The sequence below is a fragment of the Deinococcus gobiensis I-0 genome (genome assembly GCF_000252445.1).
In the GTDB taxonomy this organism is placed as follows: Bacteria; Deinococcota; Deinococci; order Deinococcales; family Deinococcaceae; genus Deinococcus; species Deinococcus gobiensis.
Map to the genome: position 1 here is coordinate 522,896 of NC_017790.1, position 15,678 is coordinate 538,573.

Annotated in this window: 17 protein-coding genes; 6 read left to right on the top strand and 11 right to left on the bottom strand. The window is 70.4% G+C overall.

Annotated elements, in window-relative coordinates; all coding sequences use genetic code 11:
• Positions 1 to 16: 16 nt before the first annotated feature.
• From DGO_RS02520 to DGO_RS02535, 4 genes are all read right to left on the bottom strand, one after another.
• Positions 17 to 808 (bottom strand): isocitrate lyase/PEP mutase family protein, encoded by a 792-nt coding sequence (locus DGO_RS02520; protein ID WP_043800743.1) that lies wholly within the window; start codon positions 806 to 808, stop codon positions 17 to 19.
• Positions 809 to 992: 184 nt separating this feature from the next.
• Positions 993 to 1,739, bottom strand: coding sequence for a chlorite dismutase family protein (locus tag DGO_RS02525; RefSeq protein ID WP_014683913.1), 747 nt, complete (start codon positions 1,737 to 1,739; stop codon positions 993 to 995).
• Between the two features lie 131 nt (positions 1,740 to 1,870).
• The gene (locus tag DGO_RS02530) at positions 1,871 to 2,914 is read right to left on the bottom strand and encodes an aldo/keto reductase (protein WP_014683914.1); all 1,044 of its coding nucleotides are present in this window, start codon (positions 2,912 to 2,914) and stop codon (positions 1,871 to 1,873) included.
• Positions 2,915 to 3,081: 167 nt separating this feature from the next.
• Positions 3,082 to 3,705, bottom strand: coding sequence for a hypothetical protein (locus DGO_RS02535; protein ID WP_193352024.1), 624 nt, complete (start codon positions 3,703 to 3,705; stop codon positions 3,082 to 3,084).
• A gap of 33 nt (positions 3,706 to 3,738) precedes the next feature.
• Here DGO_RS02535 and DGO_RS02540 point away from each other — a divergent pair, with 33 nt between their 5' ends.
• From DGO_RS02540 to DGO_RS02550, 3 genes are all read left to right on the top strand, one after another.
• Positions 3,739 to 4,110 carry a VOC family protein gene (locus tag DGO_RS02540; protein ID WP_014683916.1) on the top strand — a complete coding sequence of 124 codons (372 nt, stop codon included), beginning with the start codon at positions 3,739 to 3,741 and terminating at the stop codon, positions 4,108 to 4,110.
• A gap of 134 nt (positions 4,111 to 4,244) precedes the next feature.
• Positions 4,245 to 5,906, top strand: coding sequence for a DNA mismatch repair endonuclease MutL (gene mutL, locus DGO_RS02545; protein WP_043800748.1), 1,662 nt, complete (start codon positions 4,245 to 4,247; stop codon positions 5,904 to 5,906).
• Positions 5,907 to 6,013: 107 nt separating this feature from the next.
• Positions 6,014 to 7,018, top strand: a complete 1,005-nt coding sequence (locus tag DGO_RS02550; protein WP_145975233.1) for an MBL fold metallo-hydrolase — start codon at positions 6,014 to 6,016, stop codon at positions 7,016 to 7,018.
• A gap of 37 nt (positions 7,019 to 7,055) precedes the next feature.
• On the opposite strand, the gene DGO_RS02555 is transcribed toward DGO_RS02550, so the two are convergent.
• Complete coding sequence (locus tag DGO_RS02555) at positions 7,056 to 7,493, bottom strand: hypothetical protein (RefSeq protein ID WP_014683919.1); 438 nt, start codon at positions 7,491 to 7,493, stop codon at positions 7,056 to 7,058.
• A gap of 7 nt (positions 7,494 to 7,500) precedes the next feature.
• A complete protein-coding gene (locus tag DGO_RS02560) occupies positions 7,501 to 8,334 on the bottom strand; it encodes a TIGR02587 family membrane protein (RefSeq protein WP_014683920.1) in 834 nt (277 codons plus the stop codon).
• A gap of 119 nt (positions 8,335 to 8,453) precedes the next feature.
• Here DGO_RS02560 and gltX point away from each other — a divergent pair, with 119 nt between their 5' ends.
• The 3 genes from gltX (at position 8,454) to minE (ending at position 11,130) form a co-directional block, all read left to right on the top strand.
• Positions 8,454 to 9,878, top strand: coding sequence for a glutamate--tRNA ligase (gene gltX / locus DGO_RS02565; protein ID WP_014683921.1), 1,425 nt, complete (start codon positions 8,454 to 8,456; stop codon positions 9,876 to 9,878).
• A 201-nt stretch (positions 9,879 to 10,079) separates the two neighbouring features.
• A complete protein-coding gene (gene minD, locus DGO_RS02570) occupies positions 10,080 to 10,883 on the top strand; it encodes a septum site-determining protein MinD (RefSeq protein WP_014683922.1) in 804 nt (267 codons plus the stop codon).
• A 1-nt stretch (position 10,884) separates the two neighbouring features.
• Positions 10,885 to 11,130: a cell division topological specificity factor MinE gene (gene minE / locus DGO_RS02575; RefSeq protein WP_014683923.1), complete on the top strand. Its 246-nt coding sequence runs from the start codon at positions 10,885 to 10,887 to the stop codon at positions 11,128 to 11,130.
• A gap of 81 nt (positions 11,131 to 11,211) precedes the next feature.
• On the opposite strand, the gene DGO_RS02580 is transcribed toward minE, so the two are convergent.
• The 5 genes from DGO_RS02580 to DGO_RS02600 form a co-directional block, all read right to left on the bottom strand.
• Positions 11,212 to 11,796, bottom strand: a complete 585-nt coding sequence (locus DGO_RS02580; protein ID WP_014683924.1) for a response regulator transcription factor — start codon at positions 11,794 to 11,796, stop codon at positions 11,212 to 11,214.
• The gene (locus DGO_RS02585; protein WP_014683925.1) at positions 11,793 to 12,794 is read right to left on the bottom strand and encodes a sensor histidine kinase; all 1,002 of its coding nucleotides are present in this window, start codon (positions 12,792 to 12,794) and stop codon (positions 11,793 to 11,795) included. Before DGO_RS02585 ends, DGO_RS02580 begins: the two co-directional genes overlap by 4 nt.
• 273 nt (positions 12,795 to 13,067) lie before the next feature.
• Positions 13,068 to 13,763: a Bax inhibitor-1/YccA family protein gene (locus DGO_RS02590; protein ID WP_014683926.1), complete on the bottom strand. Its 696-nt coding sequence runs from the start codon at positions 13,761 to 13,763 to the stop codon at positions 13,068 to 13,070.
• A gap of 158 nt (positions 13,764 to 13,921) precedes the next feature.
• The gene (locus DGO_RS02595; protein WP_014683927.1) at positions 13,922 to 14,917 is read right to left on the bottom strand and encodes an inorganic phosphate transporter; all 996 of its coding nucleotides are present in this window, start codon (positions 14,915 to 14,917) and stop codon (positions 13,922 to 13,924) included.
• 16 nt (positions 14,918 to 14,933) lie between these two features.
• Positions 14,934 to 15,572, bottom strand: coding sequence for a DUF47 domain-containing protein (locus DGO_RS02600; protein ID WP_014683928.1), 639 nt, complete (start codon positions 15,570 to 15,572; stop codon positions 14,934 to 14,936).
• Between the last annotated feature and the right edge of the window lie 106 nt (positions 15,573 to 15,678).

The window sequence follows — 15,678 nt, forward strand, 5'->3', positions numbered from 1 at the left end:
GCGGCTCGGCACCGACTCAGTTCAGCGCGCGGGTGTCTGCGGGCAGGGTGCCGCCGCCGACCAGGGCCTTGGCCGCGTCCTGAAGGGCGGTGAGGGCCACACGCTGCGTGAAGGGGCCGGTCGAGACGCGCGCCACGCCCAGCGCCTGCAACTCGCTGGCGCTCAGGCTCTTGCCCGGCACGCTGATGACGGTCAGGCGGTTGTGCCCGAGCGCCCGCGCGACCTGCGCGATTTCGTCGCGCGCGATCAGGCCGGGCACGAAGACCACGGGCGCGCCCGCTTCCAGGAAGGCCTGGCCCCGCCGGATGGCTTCGGCCAGCACGTCGTCGCGCGGGGTGCTCGCGTCGGCGCGGGCCACGGCGTCGGTGCGGGCGTTGAGCACGAACTCGATCCCGGCGGCGCGTCCGGCGGCCATCACGGCGCGCACGGCGTCCACGGCCTCGTCCAGCGGGCGCATCTGGTCCTCGAGGTTGCCGCCGACCACGCCGGCCTCAATGGCCCGGCGCGCCGTCTCGCCCGCGTTGCCGTACCCGGCTTCGAGGTCCATCGAGACGGGCAGGTCCACCGCGGCCACGATGCGCCGCACCATGTCGAGGTGCAGGTCGAGCGGGATGTGCTCGCCGTCGGGATAGCCGAAGGTCGAGGCGATGGAGTGGCTCGCGGTCGCCAGGGCCTGCACGCCGGGCACGTCGGCCACGACCTGAGCCGACACCACGTCCCAGACGTTGGCGAGGGTCAGGATCTCGGGGGCGGTGTGCAGGTCGAGCAGGCGGCGGGCTTTGGTGGCGAGGTCGGGGGTGGTGGTCATCTCAGGCTCCTTGGGTATGGCGGGGGAAAGCGGCAGTTCGCCTAACTATCTACCTATAGGTAGATAAAGTCAAGTCCTGCAGAGGAAAGCGTTGCTCCGGCGGGAGGCGGAGACGCCCGCCTCCGGAACGGGAAAGCGGGCGTGGACGGCCCCGCGCCTCCACCGCCCGCTCGCCGGTCCGGCTTCAGCCCAGGTCGGTCAGGACCCCGCTCAGGTCCTTCTTCACGCAGGTGAACATGGGCACGTCACGCAGGGTGTACATGCTCGCCTCGGTGTAGCGCAGCCGGCCCACGAGGTCCACGAATTCCTGGGGGTAGTCGCTGTCGAAACTCACCACGAACTCCTGGTCGTCGATGCCGTAGGAGTAGCTCGTGTTGATGCGCACGCCCTTGAACGGCCCCGACGCATAGATGTGCTCGTCCATCATGCCCTGGCGCGAGTGCGGCGAGAGGTCGTACCACGCCCGCGTCTTGATGAAGGGGTAGATGAACAGATACTTGCCCTGCCCCGGCAGGATCTCCAGGCCGTGTCCCGAACCTTCGATGCGGTTGACGTACTGGCTGCGTTTCTGCATGGCGGTGTAGTGGTAGGGCTGCGTGAGGTAGCCCATCAGGCGGGTGCGGTTCAGGCGGGCCTGGGCCTCCTGGAACTCGCGCACGTCGAAGGCGATGCGCCACAGCATGAAGTCCACGTCGCCGCGCAGGCCCACCAGCGAGTAGGTGCGCTGGATCAGGCCCTTCTCGGCCGGGGCGTCCTCGGTCCAGCCCTCCACGGCGGCCTGGAACTCGGCCTTCAGCTCGTCGCGCTCGGCCTGGGGCAGCCGCCGGAAAGCGGGGTCGAGCTTGTAGAAGGCGTAGTTCAGGAACTGCCGGTTGGCGCGGTCCGGCTCGCGCCCCGTGACCTGCCCGCTGGGATCGAGGTCCACCATCATCTTCGGGCGTCCGGGACGGCCCCCGGCAGGGGCACCGGCCGGGGACGCGCCGGCCGGCCGGGCACCGGCACCGGGCGGCGTGGCCTCGGTCTGCTGGGGGGGCGTCGGCCCGCCGTGCTCTCGCTCGCCGCTCACTGGACCGCCTCCACCTTGGCGATCTCCTGGCCGCGCAGGTCGTGCGTCAGGCCGAAGTTCTCCCGGTACAGCGCCTGAATCGCGCCGTACTCCTCGGCGGTCAGCGGCGCGGCTCCGAAGGTCGCGGCGTACTCGCGCAGGCCCCCCTCGGCGTAGATGTTGGGCAGCACCGTGCCCATCGCCGGCGAGTGCAGCGCGAACTGCAGGGCGAGCTGTCCGATGGTGCGGCCCCGGCCCTCGACGAACTCGGCGTTCAGTTGCTCGACCTTCTTCAGGCCGTCTTCCATCCAGGCCTTGCGCTTGGCGTTGGTGGTCATGCGCCAGTTGCGGTGGTCGCCGGGCTCGAACTCGGTGTCCAGCGTCATGTAGCCTTCCAGCAGCCCCGAGGCGTGCGGCACGCGGGCCATCACGCCCACGCCCTCGGCCTCGGCGACCGGCAGGATCTGCTCGCCCAGCACCTGCTCCAGCAGGTTGTAGATGATCTGGGTGGGCGCGCGGCGCTCGCGGACAGAGGCGACGCCTTCCTCGATCTGGCGTTCGTTCAGCGCCGGTCCCAGCGCGGTGCCGTAGGCGCGGATCAGGCCCTCGGCCTTCGCCTTCTCCAGCTCGGCCCACAGGTCGTCTTTGCGGATCGCCTCGACGCGGCAGTTGTGCAGCTGGTAGTAGTCGATGTAGTCGGTGCCCAGGCGCTTGAGGCTGCCTTCCAGCGCCCTGCGCATGTACGCGGGCGTCCAGTCGTGCGGGCGCTCCTGCTGGCCCGGGCGCTCGGGGTTGTTGTAGATGTCGTAGCCGAACTTCGTGCCGATGACGATCTTCTCGCGCACGTCTCCCAGGGCCTCGCGCTGAAGCTCCTCGGCGCGGCCCGAGGCGTAGGTGTCGCCGTTGTCGAAGAAGGTGATGCCCAGGTCGAAGGCCTGACGCAGCAGGCGTTTGCCCATCGCCTCGTCCTTGACGCCCCACCAGGTCGTGCCGACCGTCCAGACGCCGAAGCCCACGGCGCTCAGGGTCAGGTCCGTGCCCTGTAACTTGCGGTATTCCATGCCCGTACTATCCCACCGCGCTCCGGGGATGTTTTACCCCGACCAAGCGGTCAGGCCGGGCGTGGGCCGGGAATGCGGAGCATAGATTTGACGTTGCCTGCATACCGCGTTATAGTTTTCTCAACACCGTCTGAGAGGGCGGTTTTTTCATGCTTGATGTTGTCGGTTCACCCTTTTCTGGGAGTGGGCCAGAGATCGGGTTCCGGGAAGTGCAGCCCGATCTCGGTAAACCCCAGGCTGAGCAGAGGCCGCTGCCGCGACAGCTCGGGCCGTAGCCCGTCGGTGTGCAGCACGGTCATCCGGGCCGCTGAGGCCTGGGCCGTTCCGCCGATGGTCGTCAGCAGCCAGTCCGGGCGGCCATCCAGCGCAGGCTGCGCGACGGTGCGCCACGCGCGGGGCAGCCACGCGGCATTCACCGGGAGGTCGGGGCCGGCACGGCGAAAGGCGAGGTGGGCATAGGGCTCGCCGTCCGCGTCCGTCACGCGCACCTGCCCGGGGACTGACCAGTCGAAGCTGGCCTGCGCCTTGGGAATGGCCCAGTTGCGCCGGCCCCAGGTCACGCTCGCGGCCGTGCTCACCACGATGCGCCGGATGCTGGGGCGGCCCCCGGCCGGCGTGGCGATGGGCGCCTCCACCCACATCAGCTCGTCGTAGGGTCCGACCGGCGAGGCGGCGTAGCGCACGAGCAGCAGGGCCCCCACCCCGGCCGGGCGCAGGCGATAGAGCGCGAGCCAGCCCCGGCCGCGCAGGGTCCAGGGGGCGGGGGCAGTCAGGAGGTAGGGAGAGGACATGGATGTGTCCATTGTCCGCGCTACCCTGCGCCCATGCTCAAGCACGTCTCCTTCCTGTCCCGTGACGTGGGCGCCGCCCTCGCCTTCTACGCGCGCCTGGGCGGCGTGACCGAAAAGGACCTCGTGACCGCCGAGGGCCACCGGCGCGCCGTCCTGCGGCTGGGCGAGGGCCGCCTGCAATTCTTCGGGGTCGCGGGCGAGGCACCTGCGCCGCACCCCCACTGGGCCGAACACGTCGCCGTGCATGTCCGGGGCCTGCGCGCCCTGCTGCCCGATCTGCGCGCGGCGGGCGTCCCCGTGACCCGCGATTTGCAACCCAGCCCTGGTGGGCGCGATATGGCCTTCGTGCTCGACCCCGACGGGCGACAGGTCGAGCTGCTGGAGGCGGACGGAGAGAGCATCTGACGAAAGCGACCCATGCTTTTGGCCGAGCACAGCAAGTGGATTTGGACGAGTAGGACGGACGCCGTCATTCGGAGAACTGCTCTGGCCCTCACGGTTGCCCGGCCGGGCCGCGATATGCTGGCAACAGAACGCCCATGAGCCTGCCCACCCGCCCCATCCAGATCCTGCCGCCCCAGGTCGCCCGCCTGATCGCGGCGGGGGAGGTCGTGTCGCGCCCGCTCGACGTGGTGCGCGAACTGCTCGACAACGCGCTGGACGCCGGGGCCACCCGCATCGAACTGGACATCGCGGGCGGCGGCTTGGACCTGATCCGGGTGCGCGACAACGGCTGCGGCATCCCGGCGGCGTCGGCGGCGCTCGCGGCCGAGCGGCACGCGACGAGCAAACTCTCGCCGGATGGCGCGGCGCTGCGCGTCACCACCCTGGGCTTCCGGGGCGAGGCGCTGTGGGCGGCGGCCCAGGCGGGCGAGCTGCACCTGCTCACCCGGCCGGCCGCGCAGGTCGGCGCCTGCGAGGTCCGGGCGCACGGCGAGGCCACGCGGGTCGCGCGCGTCTCCGCCCCGGCGGGCACGACGGTCACCGTCACGCGCCTGTTCGCCGAACTGCCCGCGCGCCTGCGCACGCAACTCGCGCCCGCCGCCGAGGTCCGCGAGATCACGGCGCTGCTCGGGCGCTACGTGCTGCACCATCCGGGCCTCTCGTGGCGGCTGGTGGTAGACGGCGAGCCCCGCCTGACCCACGCACCCGCCGACCCGCGTGGGGCGGTCGCCAGCGTCTACGGCCCCCTGAGCGCCAACCGGGTCATGGCGGTCGAGGCGCCGGGGATCAGCGGCGTCGTCTCGCGGCCCGAGCTGACGCGCACGCGGCGCGACCGCATGCACTTCAGCGTGAACGGGCGACCCGTGCAGGCCCCGCCCGAGCTGGAAAAGGCCGTCATCGAGGGCTTCGCCGAGCTGCTGGGCGCCGGGGCTGCGCCGCTGTGCGTCCTGAACCTCACGGTGGCCCCCGAGGACCACGACCCCAACATCCACCCGGCCAAGCAGGTGGTCGCGCTGGCCGACCTGCCGGGGGTCGCGGCGCGGGTGCGCGCGGCGGTGGCCGGGGCGCTCGCGGCGCATCCCCTCATGCGCGCGGCCCCGGCCTTGAGCGCGCCGCCCGTCCCGGCGGCCGAGCGCCCCGGCGGCCACTTTCCGGCGCTGACGCTGGTGGGCGTGTACCAGGAGCTGTACCTGCTCGCGCAGGGCGAGGGCGACCTGTGGGTGGTGGATGCCCACGCCGCGCACGAGCGGGTGCTGTACGAGCGCCTGGGCCGCGAGCTGCACGCCGCCGGCCCCATCGCCCTGCCCGAACCCGAGCTGCTGCATCTGACGCCCGAGCAACTGGCCCGGCTGCACGAGCGCGGCCCCGAGCTGCGCGCCTGGGGTCTGGACATCGAGGACTTCGGCGCGGGGCTGGCGCGGCTGCGGGCCGTGCCCGCCGCCCTGGCCGCCCTGCCGGTGCCCCGGCTGCACGAGCAGCTCGTGGAAACGGCGCTGGGCGGGGGCCCCGACCCCCGGCGCGAGGTGCTGGGCCGCCTGGCCTGCGCCCCCGCCCTGAAGGCCGGGATGCTCGACCATGCGCGCGGGGCAGCGGTGCTGGCCGCCCTGGAGGCCTGCGAGCTGCCCTGGGCCTGCCCGCACGGCCGCCCGACCACCCTGCGCCTCTCGGAGCGCGAGCTGGCCCACGCCTTCGGGCGCCGGGGCGTGCGCGACGTGGCGCGTGGGCGCGACGAGCCGGTGCCTGCGCCGCAGCGCTGAGGGTGCAACCCTGAAGGCTGGCTCAAGGCGCGTGCCCGCCGCTCGCGGCAAACCTCTACCTCGCTCACTTAATGTTCAGGTGAAATCGCGATCAGGAGGTTTTGCTCATGAGTGACCGGAAACCCGCCGATGCTCCCCAGCCCCCCACCCGCCGCGCCGCCCTGAAGCTGCTGGGCGCCGCCGGCCTCGCCAGTGCGGCCGCGCCGCTCGCCCGTGCCCAGACGGCTCCGGCGGCGCCCGCGCCCACCCCCGCCGCGCCGCCCGCCCCCATGGCCCCCATGAACGGCAACGGCTTCTACCGCCAGCAGCTCGGAGAGATGACCGTGACCGTCGTCAGCGACGGCACGGCCCCTCTGGCGGCCCTCCTGCCGACCTGGGGCGCGAACCCCGACCGCCAGGGCGAATTTGCCGCCGCCCTGGCCGACTACGGCGTGGCGGCCACGAATACGGTCAACCATTTCAACCCGGTGGTCATCGAGATCGGTGGCCGGCGCACCCTGATCGACACGGGGCGAGGCGGCACGGGCGGGCAGCTCGTCGCCAATCTCGCCCGCGCGGGCATCACTCCGCAGAGCATCAACACGGTGTTCATCACGCATGGGCACGGCGACCACATCGGCGGCCTGACCGCGAACGGGCAGCCGGTCTTCACGAACGCGCAGCACGTCATGGGCGAGGCCGAGTTCAACTTCTGGACCACCCAGGCCAACCCCAACGACGCCGTCAAGAACAACCTGATCGCCCTGAAGGGCCGTTTCCGCCTCATCGCGGCGGGCGCCGAGATCGTGCCCGGGCTGACGAGCGTGAGCACCCCCGGCCACACCGCCAACCACCTGAGCGTGCTGGCGCGCGTGGGCACTGGCCCCGGCCTGATGGTCTTCGGGGACGCGGCGGGGCACTTTTTGCTGTCCCTCAAGTACGAGGGCGCCTATGTGGGCTTCGACGCCGACGGTGCGCAGGCGGCCCGCACCCGGCAGGCCATCTTCGCGCGGGCCACCGACGAGAAGCTGTGGGTCACCGGTTACCACTTCCCCTTTCCGGCGCTCGGGCACCTGCGCCGCGCCGCGCCCGGCTCCTACGAGTTCGAGCCGACGGTCTGGAACTGGAGCTGAGGTCCGGGCCGGGCGGGGGAGGGTCGCCCCCTCCCGCTCAGGGTTCGCCGTAGCTTTCCACGTCCAGGTTCAGCGTGGCGCGGCCGGGGTCCTCCCGGAAGACCAGCGTGGTCGAGCGGGCCGAGTCGGCCGGCACCGTGTCGAGCTGGCCCGCCACTTCCTCGACGATCTCGCCGTCGCGGCGCAGGGTGCCGCGCAGCTGGACCGTCCCCGTACTCGCGCTGCCCAGGTTGCGCACCTCGACCTGCTGGTAGAAGCGCGCCATACGGCGTTCCAGCTGCCCTGGCGTCACCTGGAGAACGATGGGCCGCGTGGGCTGGAGCGCGTCCCACACGAGGTAACCCAGGGCGGAGGCGATGAGCAGCAGCGCCAGGCCGCTGGCCGTCCATTCCAGGGCGCCCGGGGCGCGGCGGGTGGGAGACGGGCCGCTGTCCTGCGGGTCCTGGTTCTGATTCTGGTCCTGGTTCCGGGTCATGGCGCGCTCACAGCAGAAGTTTGGCCGCCGAGGCCCCCAGGCTGGTCACGAGGCCCAGGGCGACGGTCATGTGGACGGTGGGCAGCAGGCCTGTGTCGGCGCCGATCCGCCCGAACACCCACAGCAGGAACAGGGCGACGAGCAGCGAGAGGGCGAGCGTCACCACGCTGGAGTGGAAAAAGACGCCCAGGGGACTGCGGCCCTCGGGAATGGGCACGCTGCCCCGGAAGTCCAGGGCGTATACGACGGCGTGCGTCTGCACCAGCGCGAGGAGCAGCAGCGCGAGCGCCTGCACGTCGGACATCATCAGCCCGATGAGCATGGGTTCCTCGGTGGGGGCCACGTTGAAGCCGAACACGACCGCTCCCCCCAGCGCGATGGCGAGGGTGCCCCAGTCGCCCGCCTCACGGCGCTTGCGCTCGCCCTGGGGGCTGCGGGTGCCGAGTTGCCCTGCCGCCACGCTCGCCCCGATGGACACCGGAATGCTCTCGATGACCACCTTGCCGACCACCTCGCGCGCGCCCATGTCCGGGCCGACCACCCCGAAGGTCCACAGCAGCGCGCCCGCCACCATCAGCCCGATCCCGGCGGCGATCACCGCGTCCTGCACCACGTCCAGCGCCGTCTCCTCGTCCTGAAAGCCGCTGTAGTACTCCAGGATCAGCAGCACCAGGAAATTGACGCCGTAGAACAGCAGCAGCTTCCAGGAGGGCAGGGCCGCGCCGTGCTGCCACATCTCCATCGTCATGAGGACCGGCAGCCCCAGCAGCAGCCCGCCCGCCGTGCCGCGCGCCAGGCCCAGGGCGGTCTGGCGGGTGGGAGAGGGCAGGGCCTGCGTCATGGGGGCATTCATTGTGGGCAGTGGGGGGCGGGCCGTGGTGAGTGGAGCGCCGCAGCTGTCGACGCAGAAGGAGCGGACCGCGCGGGCCCTGTTCCCCCACTTCCCCTATCCTGTCCTCCATGTCAGTCGTGACCCGCATCGCTCCCAGCCCGACCGGCGACCCGCACGTCGGCACCGCCTATATCGGCCTGTTCAACTACGCGCTCGCGCATCAGGCGGGCGGCAAGTTCATCCTGCGCATCGAGGACACCGACCGGGGGCGCTACGTCGCCAGCAGCGAGGGCCGCATCTTCCAGATGATGCAGTGGCTGGGCCTCACCCCCGACGAGAGTCCCCTCCAGGGCGGCCCGAACGGTCCCTACCGCCAGTCCGAGCGCTTCGACCTGTACGGCGACTATGCGCGGCAGCTCGTCGCGTCCGGGCACGCCTACTACGCCTTCGAGACGCCCGAGGAGCTGTCGGCCCTGCGCGAGAAGGCCCAGCAGGAGGGGCATGTCATCGCCATTCCCAGCCGCGACCTGTCAGCGGAGGAGGCCCAGCGCCGCGTGGACGCGGGCGAGGCGGCCGTCATCCGCCTGAAGGCCCCGCAGGAAGGCGAGACGGTCGTGAACGACCTGCTGCGCGACCCCATCCATTTCCAGAACCGCGAGATCGACGACAAGGTGCTGCTCAAGGCCGACGGCTTCCCGACCTACCACCTCGCCAACGTCGTGGACGACCGCCTGATGGGCGTGACCCACGTGGTGCGCGCCGAGGAGTGGATCACTTCCACGCCCATCCACATCCTGCTGTACGCCGCCTTCGGCTGGCCGCAGCCGGTGTGGGCGCACATGCCCCTGCTGCGCAACGCCGACAGGTCCAAGATCAGCAAGCGCAAGAACCCCACCAGCGTCGAGTGGTACATGCAGGAGGGCTTCTTGCCCGAAGCCATGCTCAACTTCCTCGCCACGATGGGCTGGACGCACCCGGACGGCCAGGAAATCTTCGACCTCGCCGAGTTCCAGCGCGTGTTCCGCCTGGAGGACGTGACGCTGGGCGGCCCCGTCTTTGATGTCGCCAAGCTGCGCTGGTACAACGGCAAGTACCTGCGCGAGGTGCTGACGGAAGACGAGGTGGCCCGCCGCCTGCACGACTTCCTGGCGGGGCGCAAGGTCGAGCTGCCCGAGGACGACTATTTCCGCGCCGTGGCGCGCCTGCTCACGCCGCGCATCGAGGTCTTCTCGGAGTTCATGGACAAGACGGGCTACTTCTGGTCCGAGGATTACCCGGTGGACGAGAAGGCGCAGAAGGCTATCGACGGTGGGCGGGCCGAGCTGCCTGCGCTGGCGGCGCGCCTCAAGAACCTGCCGACCTTCGGAGCCGGGGAGATCAAGGCGATGTTCCACGCCTACGCCGAGGAGAAGGGGCTCAAGCTCGGCAAGGTGATGCCCCCGGTGCGCGCCGCCGTCGCAGGCACCATGGAAAGCCCCGACCTGCCCGACCTGCTCGCCGCCCTGGGCCGTGAGCGCGTGGTGTCGCGGCTGGAACGCGCCGCGCAGTCCTGAGACTGGGGGAGGGCTGGAGCCGGGCGGGCCGGCCTGCCCTGGGGTGGTCGCGAGCGGACGGTCTCGGGGACGGAGGCCCTCAAGGCCGGCGCCGCGCCCGCCGTGTTCCCGCTGCGACGTCCTTTTTCCGCTTTCCGGTCCGCCCGGCCGGTCTGAAGATCAACGGCGACGCCCTTAACTTCCCCTGATACACTCGCGAAGATGGATGCCAAGGTCATAGTCGTCACGTCGGGGAAAGGTGGGGTCGGCAAGACCACCACCACCGCCAACATCGGGGCAGCCCTCGCCAAGCAGGGGGAAAAGGTCGTCGTGATCGACGTGGACGTGGGTCTGCGTAACCTCGACGTGGTCATGGGCCTCGAATCGCGCGTGGTCTTCGACCTCGTGGACGTGCTGGAAGGCAAGTGCCGCATGGGGCAGGCCCTCATCCGCGACAAGCGGGTCGAGAACCTGTACCTGCTGCCCGCCTCCCAGACCCGCGACAAGGACGCCCTGGACCCCGAGGTCTTCAAGGACGTCGTGCGCGGGCTGGTGCAGGACGAAGGCTTCGACCGCGTGCTGATCGACAGCCCGGCCGGCATCGAGTCGGGGTTCCGGACGGCCGCCGCTCCCGCCCAGGGCGCGCTGGTGGTCGTGAACCCCGAGGTCTCCAGCGTGCGTGACGCCGACCGCATCATCGGCCTGCTCGAAGCGCAGCAGGTCAGCGAGATCCGGCTGGTCATCAACCGCCTGCGGCCCAAGATGGTCGCCAGCGGCAACATGCTCAGCGAGGCCGACATGCTCGACATCCTGGGCGTCAAGCCCATCGGGATCATCCCCGAGGACGAGGGCATCATCGTCTCGACCAACGTGGGCGAGCCGGCGGTGCTCGGCAAGACCAAGGCGGGCGAGGCCTTCATGGCGACGGCCCGCAGGTTGCGCGGCGAGGACGTGCCCTATCCCAAGTTCGAGGAGGACAAGGGGTTCTGGGCCGCCCTGAAGCGGCTGTTCGGCGGAGGGGCGTGAGATGTTCTCCTGGATGAAGGGCCGGCGCAGCAAGGAGACCCTCAAGGACCGCCTGGAACTGGTGCTGGCCTACGACCGCGCCAAGATCCCGCCCGGCAAGGTCGAGGCCCTGCGCAACGACCTGCTGGAAGTCGTGCGGCGGTACTTTCCGGCCGGCAACAGCAGTGTGGAGGTCGAGCAGGACGGCGACAAGGTCGTGCTGATGGCGAGCGTGGCCATCGAAGACCCCCAGCCCAGAAAGAAGTAGGGGCTGCAGGCAAAGGCGGGAACGGGCGCGGCGCGGAGGACGGTTCTCTCCGCGCCGCTTCTGCTGTCCTGGCGCCGGGGCTCAGCCCAGCAGTCCGATATGCCGGGCGCGGCTGACCGCCTCGGTGCGGTCGCGGGCCTCGAGCTTGGCGTACAGCCGCGCGAGGTGGTCCTTGACCGTGTCGGGGCTGACACCGAGGTTCTTGGCGATCTCCTTGTTCGAGAAACCGCGCGCGAGCAGCGGCAGCACCTCGGACTCGCGGGGGGTCAGGCGCGGTACCTCGACCTGGGGCAGGCGGTCCACGTCGGGGTGCGCCACGATGTCGCGGATCTGCTGGGCGAGGCTCTCGGGATCGGTCTCCTTGCTCACGTAGCCGCGCGCCCCGGCGCTGCGGGCCGCCTGCACGATGGCGGGCTCGGCAAAGGTGGTGATCAGGACGCTGACCACGCGCGGCGCGGTGATGCGCAGGCGGTCACAGACCTCGATACCAGACATGCCGGGCATCTTCACGTCGAGCAGCGCGGCGTCGGGCTGGTACAGCCGGCAGGCCTCCAGGGCGCTCGGGCCGTCGGCGGCCTCGGCCACCACGTCGAACCCCTGCTGGATCAGGGCGTATTTGAGGCCCATACGGAACAGGGGATGATCGTCGGCAATAACCAGTCTCATGGGGAAACCTCCGGGAGGCAGAGTGTGAAGGTGGTCAGGGGAGGGGCGCTGGGCGCGGTGGGCGCGTGGTCGCCCGGCAGATCGGGGGGGGTCCGGCTGTAGTGCAGCTCGCCGCCGTGGGCCTCGGCGATACGCCGGGCGATGAACAGGCCCAGGCCGGCGGTTCCGGCGGTGTACTGCTGCCCGGCGATGGTCGCAGGCTGGGCGTTGAAGGGCTGCGCGAGGTCGGCCAGCGGCGCGGCGAGGCCGGGACCGTCGTCCTGCACCCGCAGGCCCACGCCGCCGCTGGGCAGCGGGACGACCGACAGGGCCGCGCCGCGCCGCGCGTACCGCAGGGCGTTCTCGGTGAGGTTGGTCATGGCCCGTTCCAGCGCGGCGGCGTCCACCACGGCCTCGCCCTGGCCCGCGACGCTCAGGCTCAGGCCGCGCTCGGCGGCGCGGGGCGACAGCCGCCGGGCCACACTGCCCAGCAGCCGGTGCAGGTCGGTCGGTGCGCGGCGCAACTGCACGTCGTCGCGCTCGAAGCGGTGCGCGTCGGCCATCTGGTCGACCAGGGTCAGCAGCCGTCCCGTCTCGGCCAGCATCTGCTCGCCCACGCCCCGCCGCTCGGTCTCGGGCAGGCCGCCGCCGGTCAGCAGGCGGGTCAGGTGCCCGGCCGCGATCAGCGGGGTCTTGAGGTCGTGGACCAGCGTCGCCATGAAGGCGCTGCGCCGGCTCTGCTCGGTGCCCAGCCGCGACAGCAGGCCCGCGAAGGCCGTGCGCAGCGCGCGGACCTCGGCCGGGTCGTCTCCGTGCGCTTCGCCCACCCGGCCGCCGGCCACCTCGGCCTCCAGCCGGTGCAGGGGCCGCAGCAACGCGCCGCTCAGCACGTAGCCGGTCAGGGCGCTCACGCCGGCCACCGCCACCATCCACAGCGGCAGCCAGGTGGGGACCGCCCCGCGCAGCAGGGTGGGCAGGGTAATGGTGAGGTTGGGCAGAAAGGTCAGCAGAAAGATCACCAGCGTGAACTGCGCGCGCAGCGACCACCGGCCACTGACCCGCCCGCCGCGCCGCCGGAAGGTCTCCGGCGATGTGAGCTTATTCACGCTTCTTAGCCTACGGCCTACGTTCTGACAGAAGCCTCACGCGCCCAGACAAGCCCGTGCCTGTTGTCAAGCCCCACCCCCCCACGCGGTCCGGACAAGCCGCCGCAGCGCCGACTCCCAGTCAACTGCCACAGCAAAAACCCCCGCACCGGTGGGGGTGCGGGGGCTGGAGAGAGGAGGCTCGGCTCAGTCGCGGCTGGGGCCACCCATACCGAACAGTCGCAGGATAAAGAGGAACATGTTGATGAAGTCGAGGTACAGGGCCAGCGCGCCGTTGATCGAGGCCCGCTCGGCCTGCTCGCCCTCGATACCGCTCAGGGCGAGGTTGCGCAGCATCTGGGTGTCGTAGGCGGTGAGGCCCGCGAACAGCAGCACGCCCACGATGCTGATGCCCAGCGTCAGGGCGCTGCTCGCCACGAACAGGTTCACGATCATGGCGACGAACAGGCCGATGACGGCGAACATGAAAAAGCGGCCCATCGCGCTGAGGTCCTTCTTGATCACGAAGCCCGCCACGCTCATGAGGGCGAAGGTGCCGGCGGTGGTGGCGAAGGCCGAGATGACGGCGGCGGGCGAGTACGCGAAGAGCAGGGCGCTGAAGGTCAGGCCGGTCAGGGCCGCGTAGGCGATGAACAGCACGCCGGCCAGGCCGCTGTTCAGGCGCTGGGCGCCTAGGCTGAGCACGAACACCAGCGCGAGCTGCGCGATGATCAGGGGCAGCCGCCACTGCATGACCTGCAGGGCGAAGGCCTCGTTCTGGGCGGTGAGGTAGGCGATGCCGGCCGTGAGGGCCAGCCCCGCCGCCATCCAGGAATAGGTGCGCGCCATGAAGGTGCGGACCACGTCCTGGGTGCGGACTTTGGTCGGGGTAAAGGTCTGCATACGTCTAGAGTACGCGGCACAGGCCGAAAAGTTCCCACCTTTGACCACAGAGATGTCGGCCAGATGAAATCGGTTCTGGGCCGTAATGGACTCGCTGTCTGGAACAGCAAAAAAGCGCCCAGGCCAGAGCCGGAGCGCCGATGTCCCCCAGCGGGGGCCTAGACGAACAGTTCGAAGATGCGGAACACCAGCCAGCCCAGCGCGATGCAGATGGGAATGGTCGTGACCCAGGCCACGACGATACGCCCGGCGACCTGCCACTTGACCTTCTTGAAGCCCTTGGTGGTGCCCACGCCCATGATGCTCGTCGAGATGGTGTGGGTGGTGCTCACTGGAATGCCCAGGCGGCTGGCGGTTTCGATGATGAGGGCCGCGCTCGTCTCGGCGACGAAGCCGTCCACGGGCTTGAGGTCCACGACCTTGAAGCCCATGGTCTTGATGATGCGCCAGCCGCCCACCGAGGTGCCCAGGCCCATCGCGGTCGCGGCGCTCAGGATGACCCACAGCGGCACCTGCTCGATCTGCGTGCCGAAGTAGGCGCTCAGGGCGAAGGTCATGATCCCCATGGTCTTCTGGGCGTCGTTGCCGCCGTGCGAGAAGGCCATGAAGGCGGCGCTGAAGATCTGGAGCCAGCGGAAGTTGCGCGTCACGGCGCGCGGGCGCATGTGGCGCAGCACCAGCCACGACAGCAGGAACATGAGCAGGATCGGCACCAGAAAGCCCAGGACCGGGCTGGTCACGAGGCCGGTGAGGGTCTTCTGCACGCCCTTGGGGATGATGATGCCCCAGCCGCCCGACGCGACCCCCGCCCCCACGAGGCTGAAGATCAGCGCGTGGCTGCTGGAACTCGGCAGACCCTTCCACCACGTGAAGAGGTTCCAGAGGATGGCGCTGACCAGCGCGGCCCCCACGAGCTCGAGCGTGGCGAACTGCTGGGGCACGATGTCGGTGGCGATGGTCTTGGCGACGGCGGTACCGGTCAGGGCGCCGACCACGTTCAGGACGGCTGCCATGGCGATGGCCTGCACGGGCGTGAGGACCTTGGTGGCGACCGAGGTGGCGATGGCGTTGGCGGTGTCGTGAAAGCCGTTGATGAAGTCGAAGAGCAGCGCGAGCGCGAGGATCACGATGAGGGAGAGCAGGGCGGCGGTCATCGGCGTTGGCCCCGGCTCACGCGTTCTTGAGCAGGATGCTCTCGACCGTCTTGGCGACCCGCTGCGCCTGGTCCGAGGCGTCTTCGATCAGGCCCACGATCTCGCCGCCGCGCATGGCGCGGATCATGCCCTGCACGTCGTTCACGCCGTCGTACAGTCCGCGCTGCACGTCGTCGCTGATGCGGTCGCCCTCGTCTTCCAGCGCGCGGATCTTCTGGGCCAGTTCGGCCAGTTCGCCCACCCGCCCGGTGTTCTCGATCAGGGGCATACCCTGGGCCAGCAGCGCGCACTGCGCCTCGACCACGCGGGCCAGCGGCGCCATCTGCGGCAGCGGGCGCTCGACGCGGTACAGGCTCAGGCGGCGCGCGGCCTCCTCCATGTAGTCCACGAGGTCGTCGAGTTCATTGTTCAGGCTGATGATGTCCTCGCGGTCGAAGGGCACGATGAAGGACTCGGCCAGCAGGTTGGTCACCTCGCGCGAGAGGCGGTCGCCCTCGTGTTCGAGGTCGCGCACGCGCTGCACCTTGGCTTCGACATCGGTGTAGTTCTCCAGCAAGTCCACCAGCGCCCGCGCGGTGACGTGGGCATTGGCCGCCGCCTCGGCGAACTTGGCACTGAATTTCGGGTTGTGGGGCATGAATTTTGACAAGACCATGACAATCCTCCTGATTCTCACCCACTATGTCAGGAGATTGTCAGCCCGTCATGACAGGCAGGGAAAAGGGGGGCAGGCCAGTGACGGCCGCCCCCCGCTCTCCAAG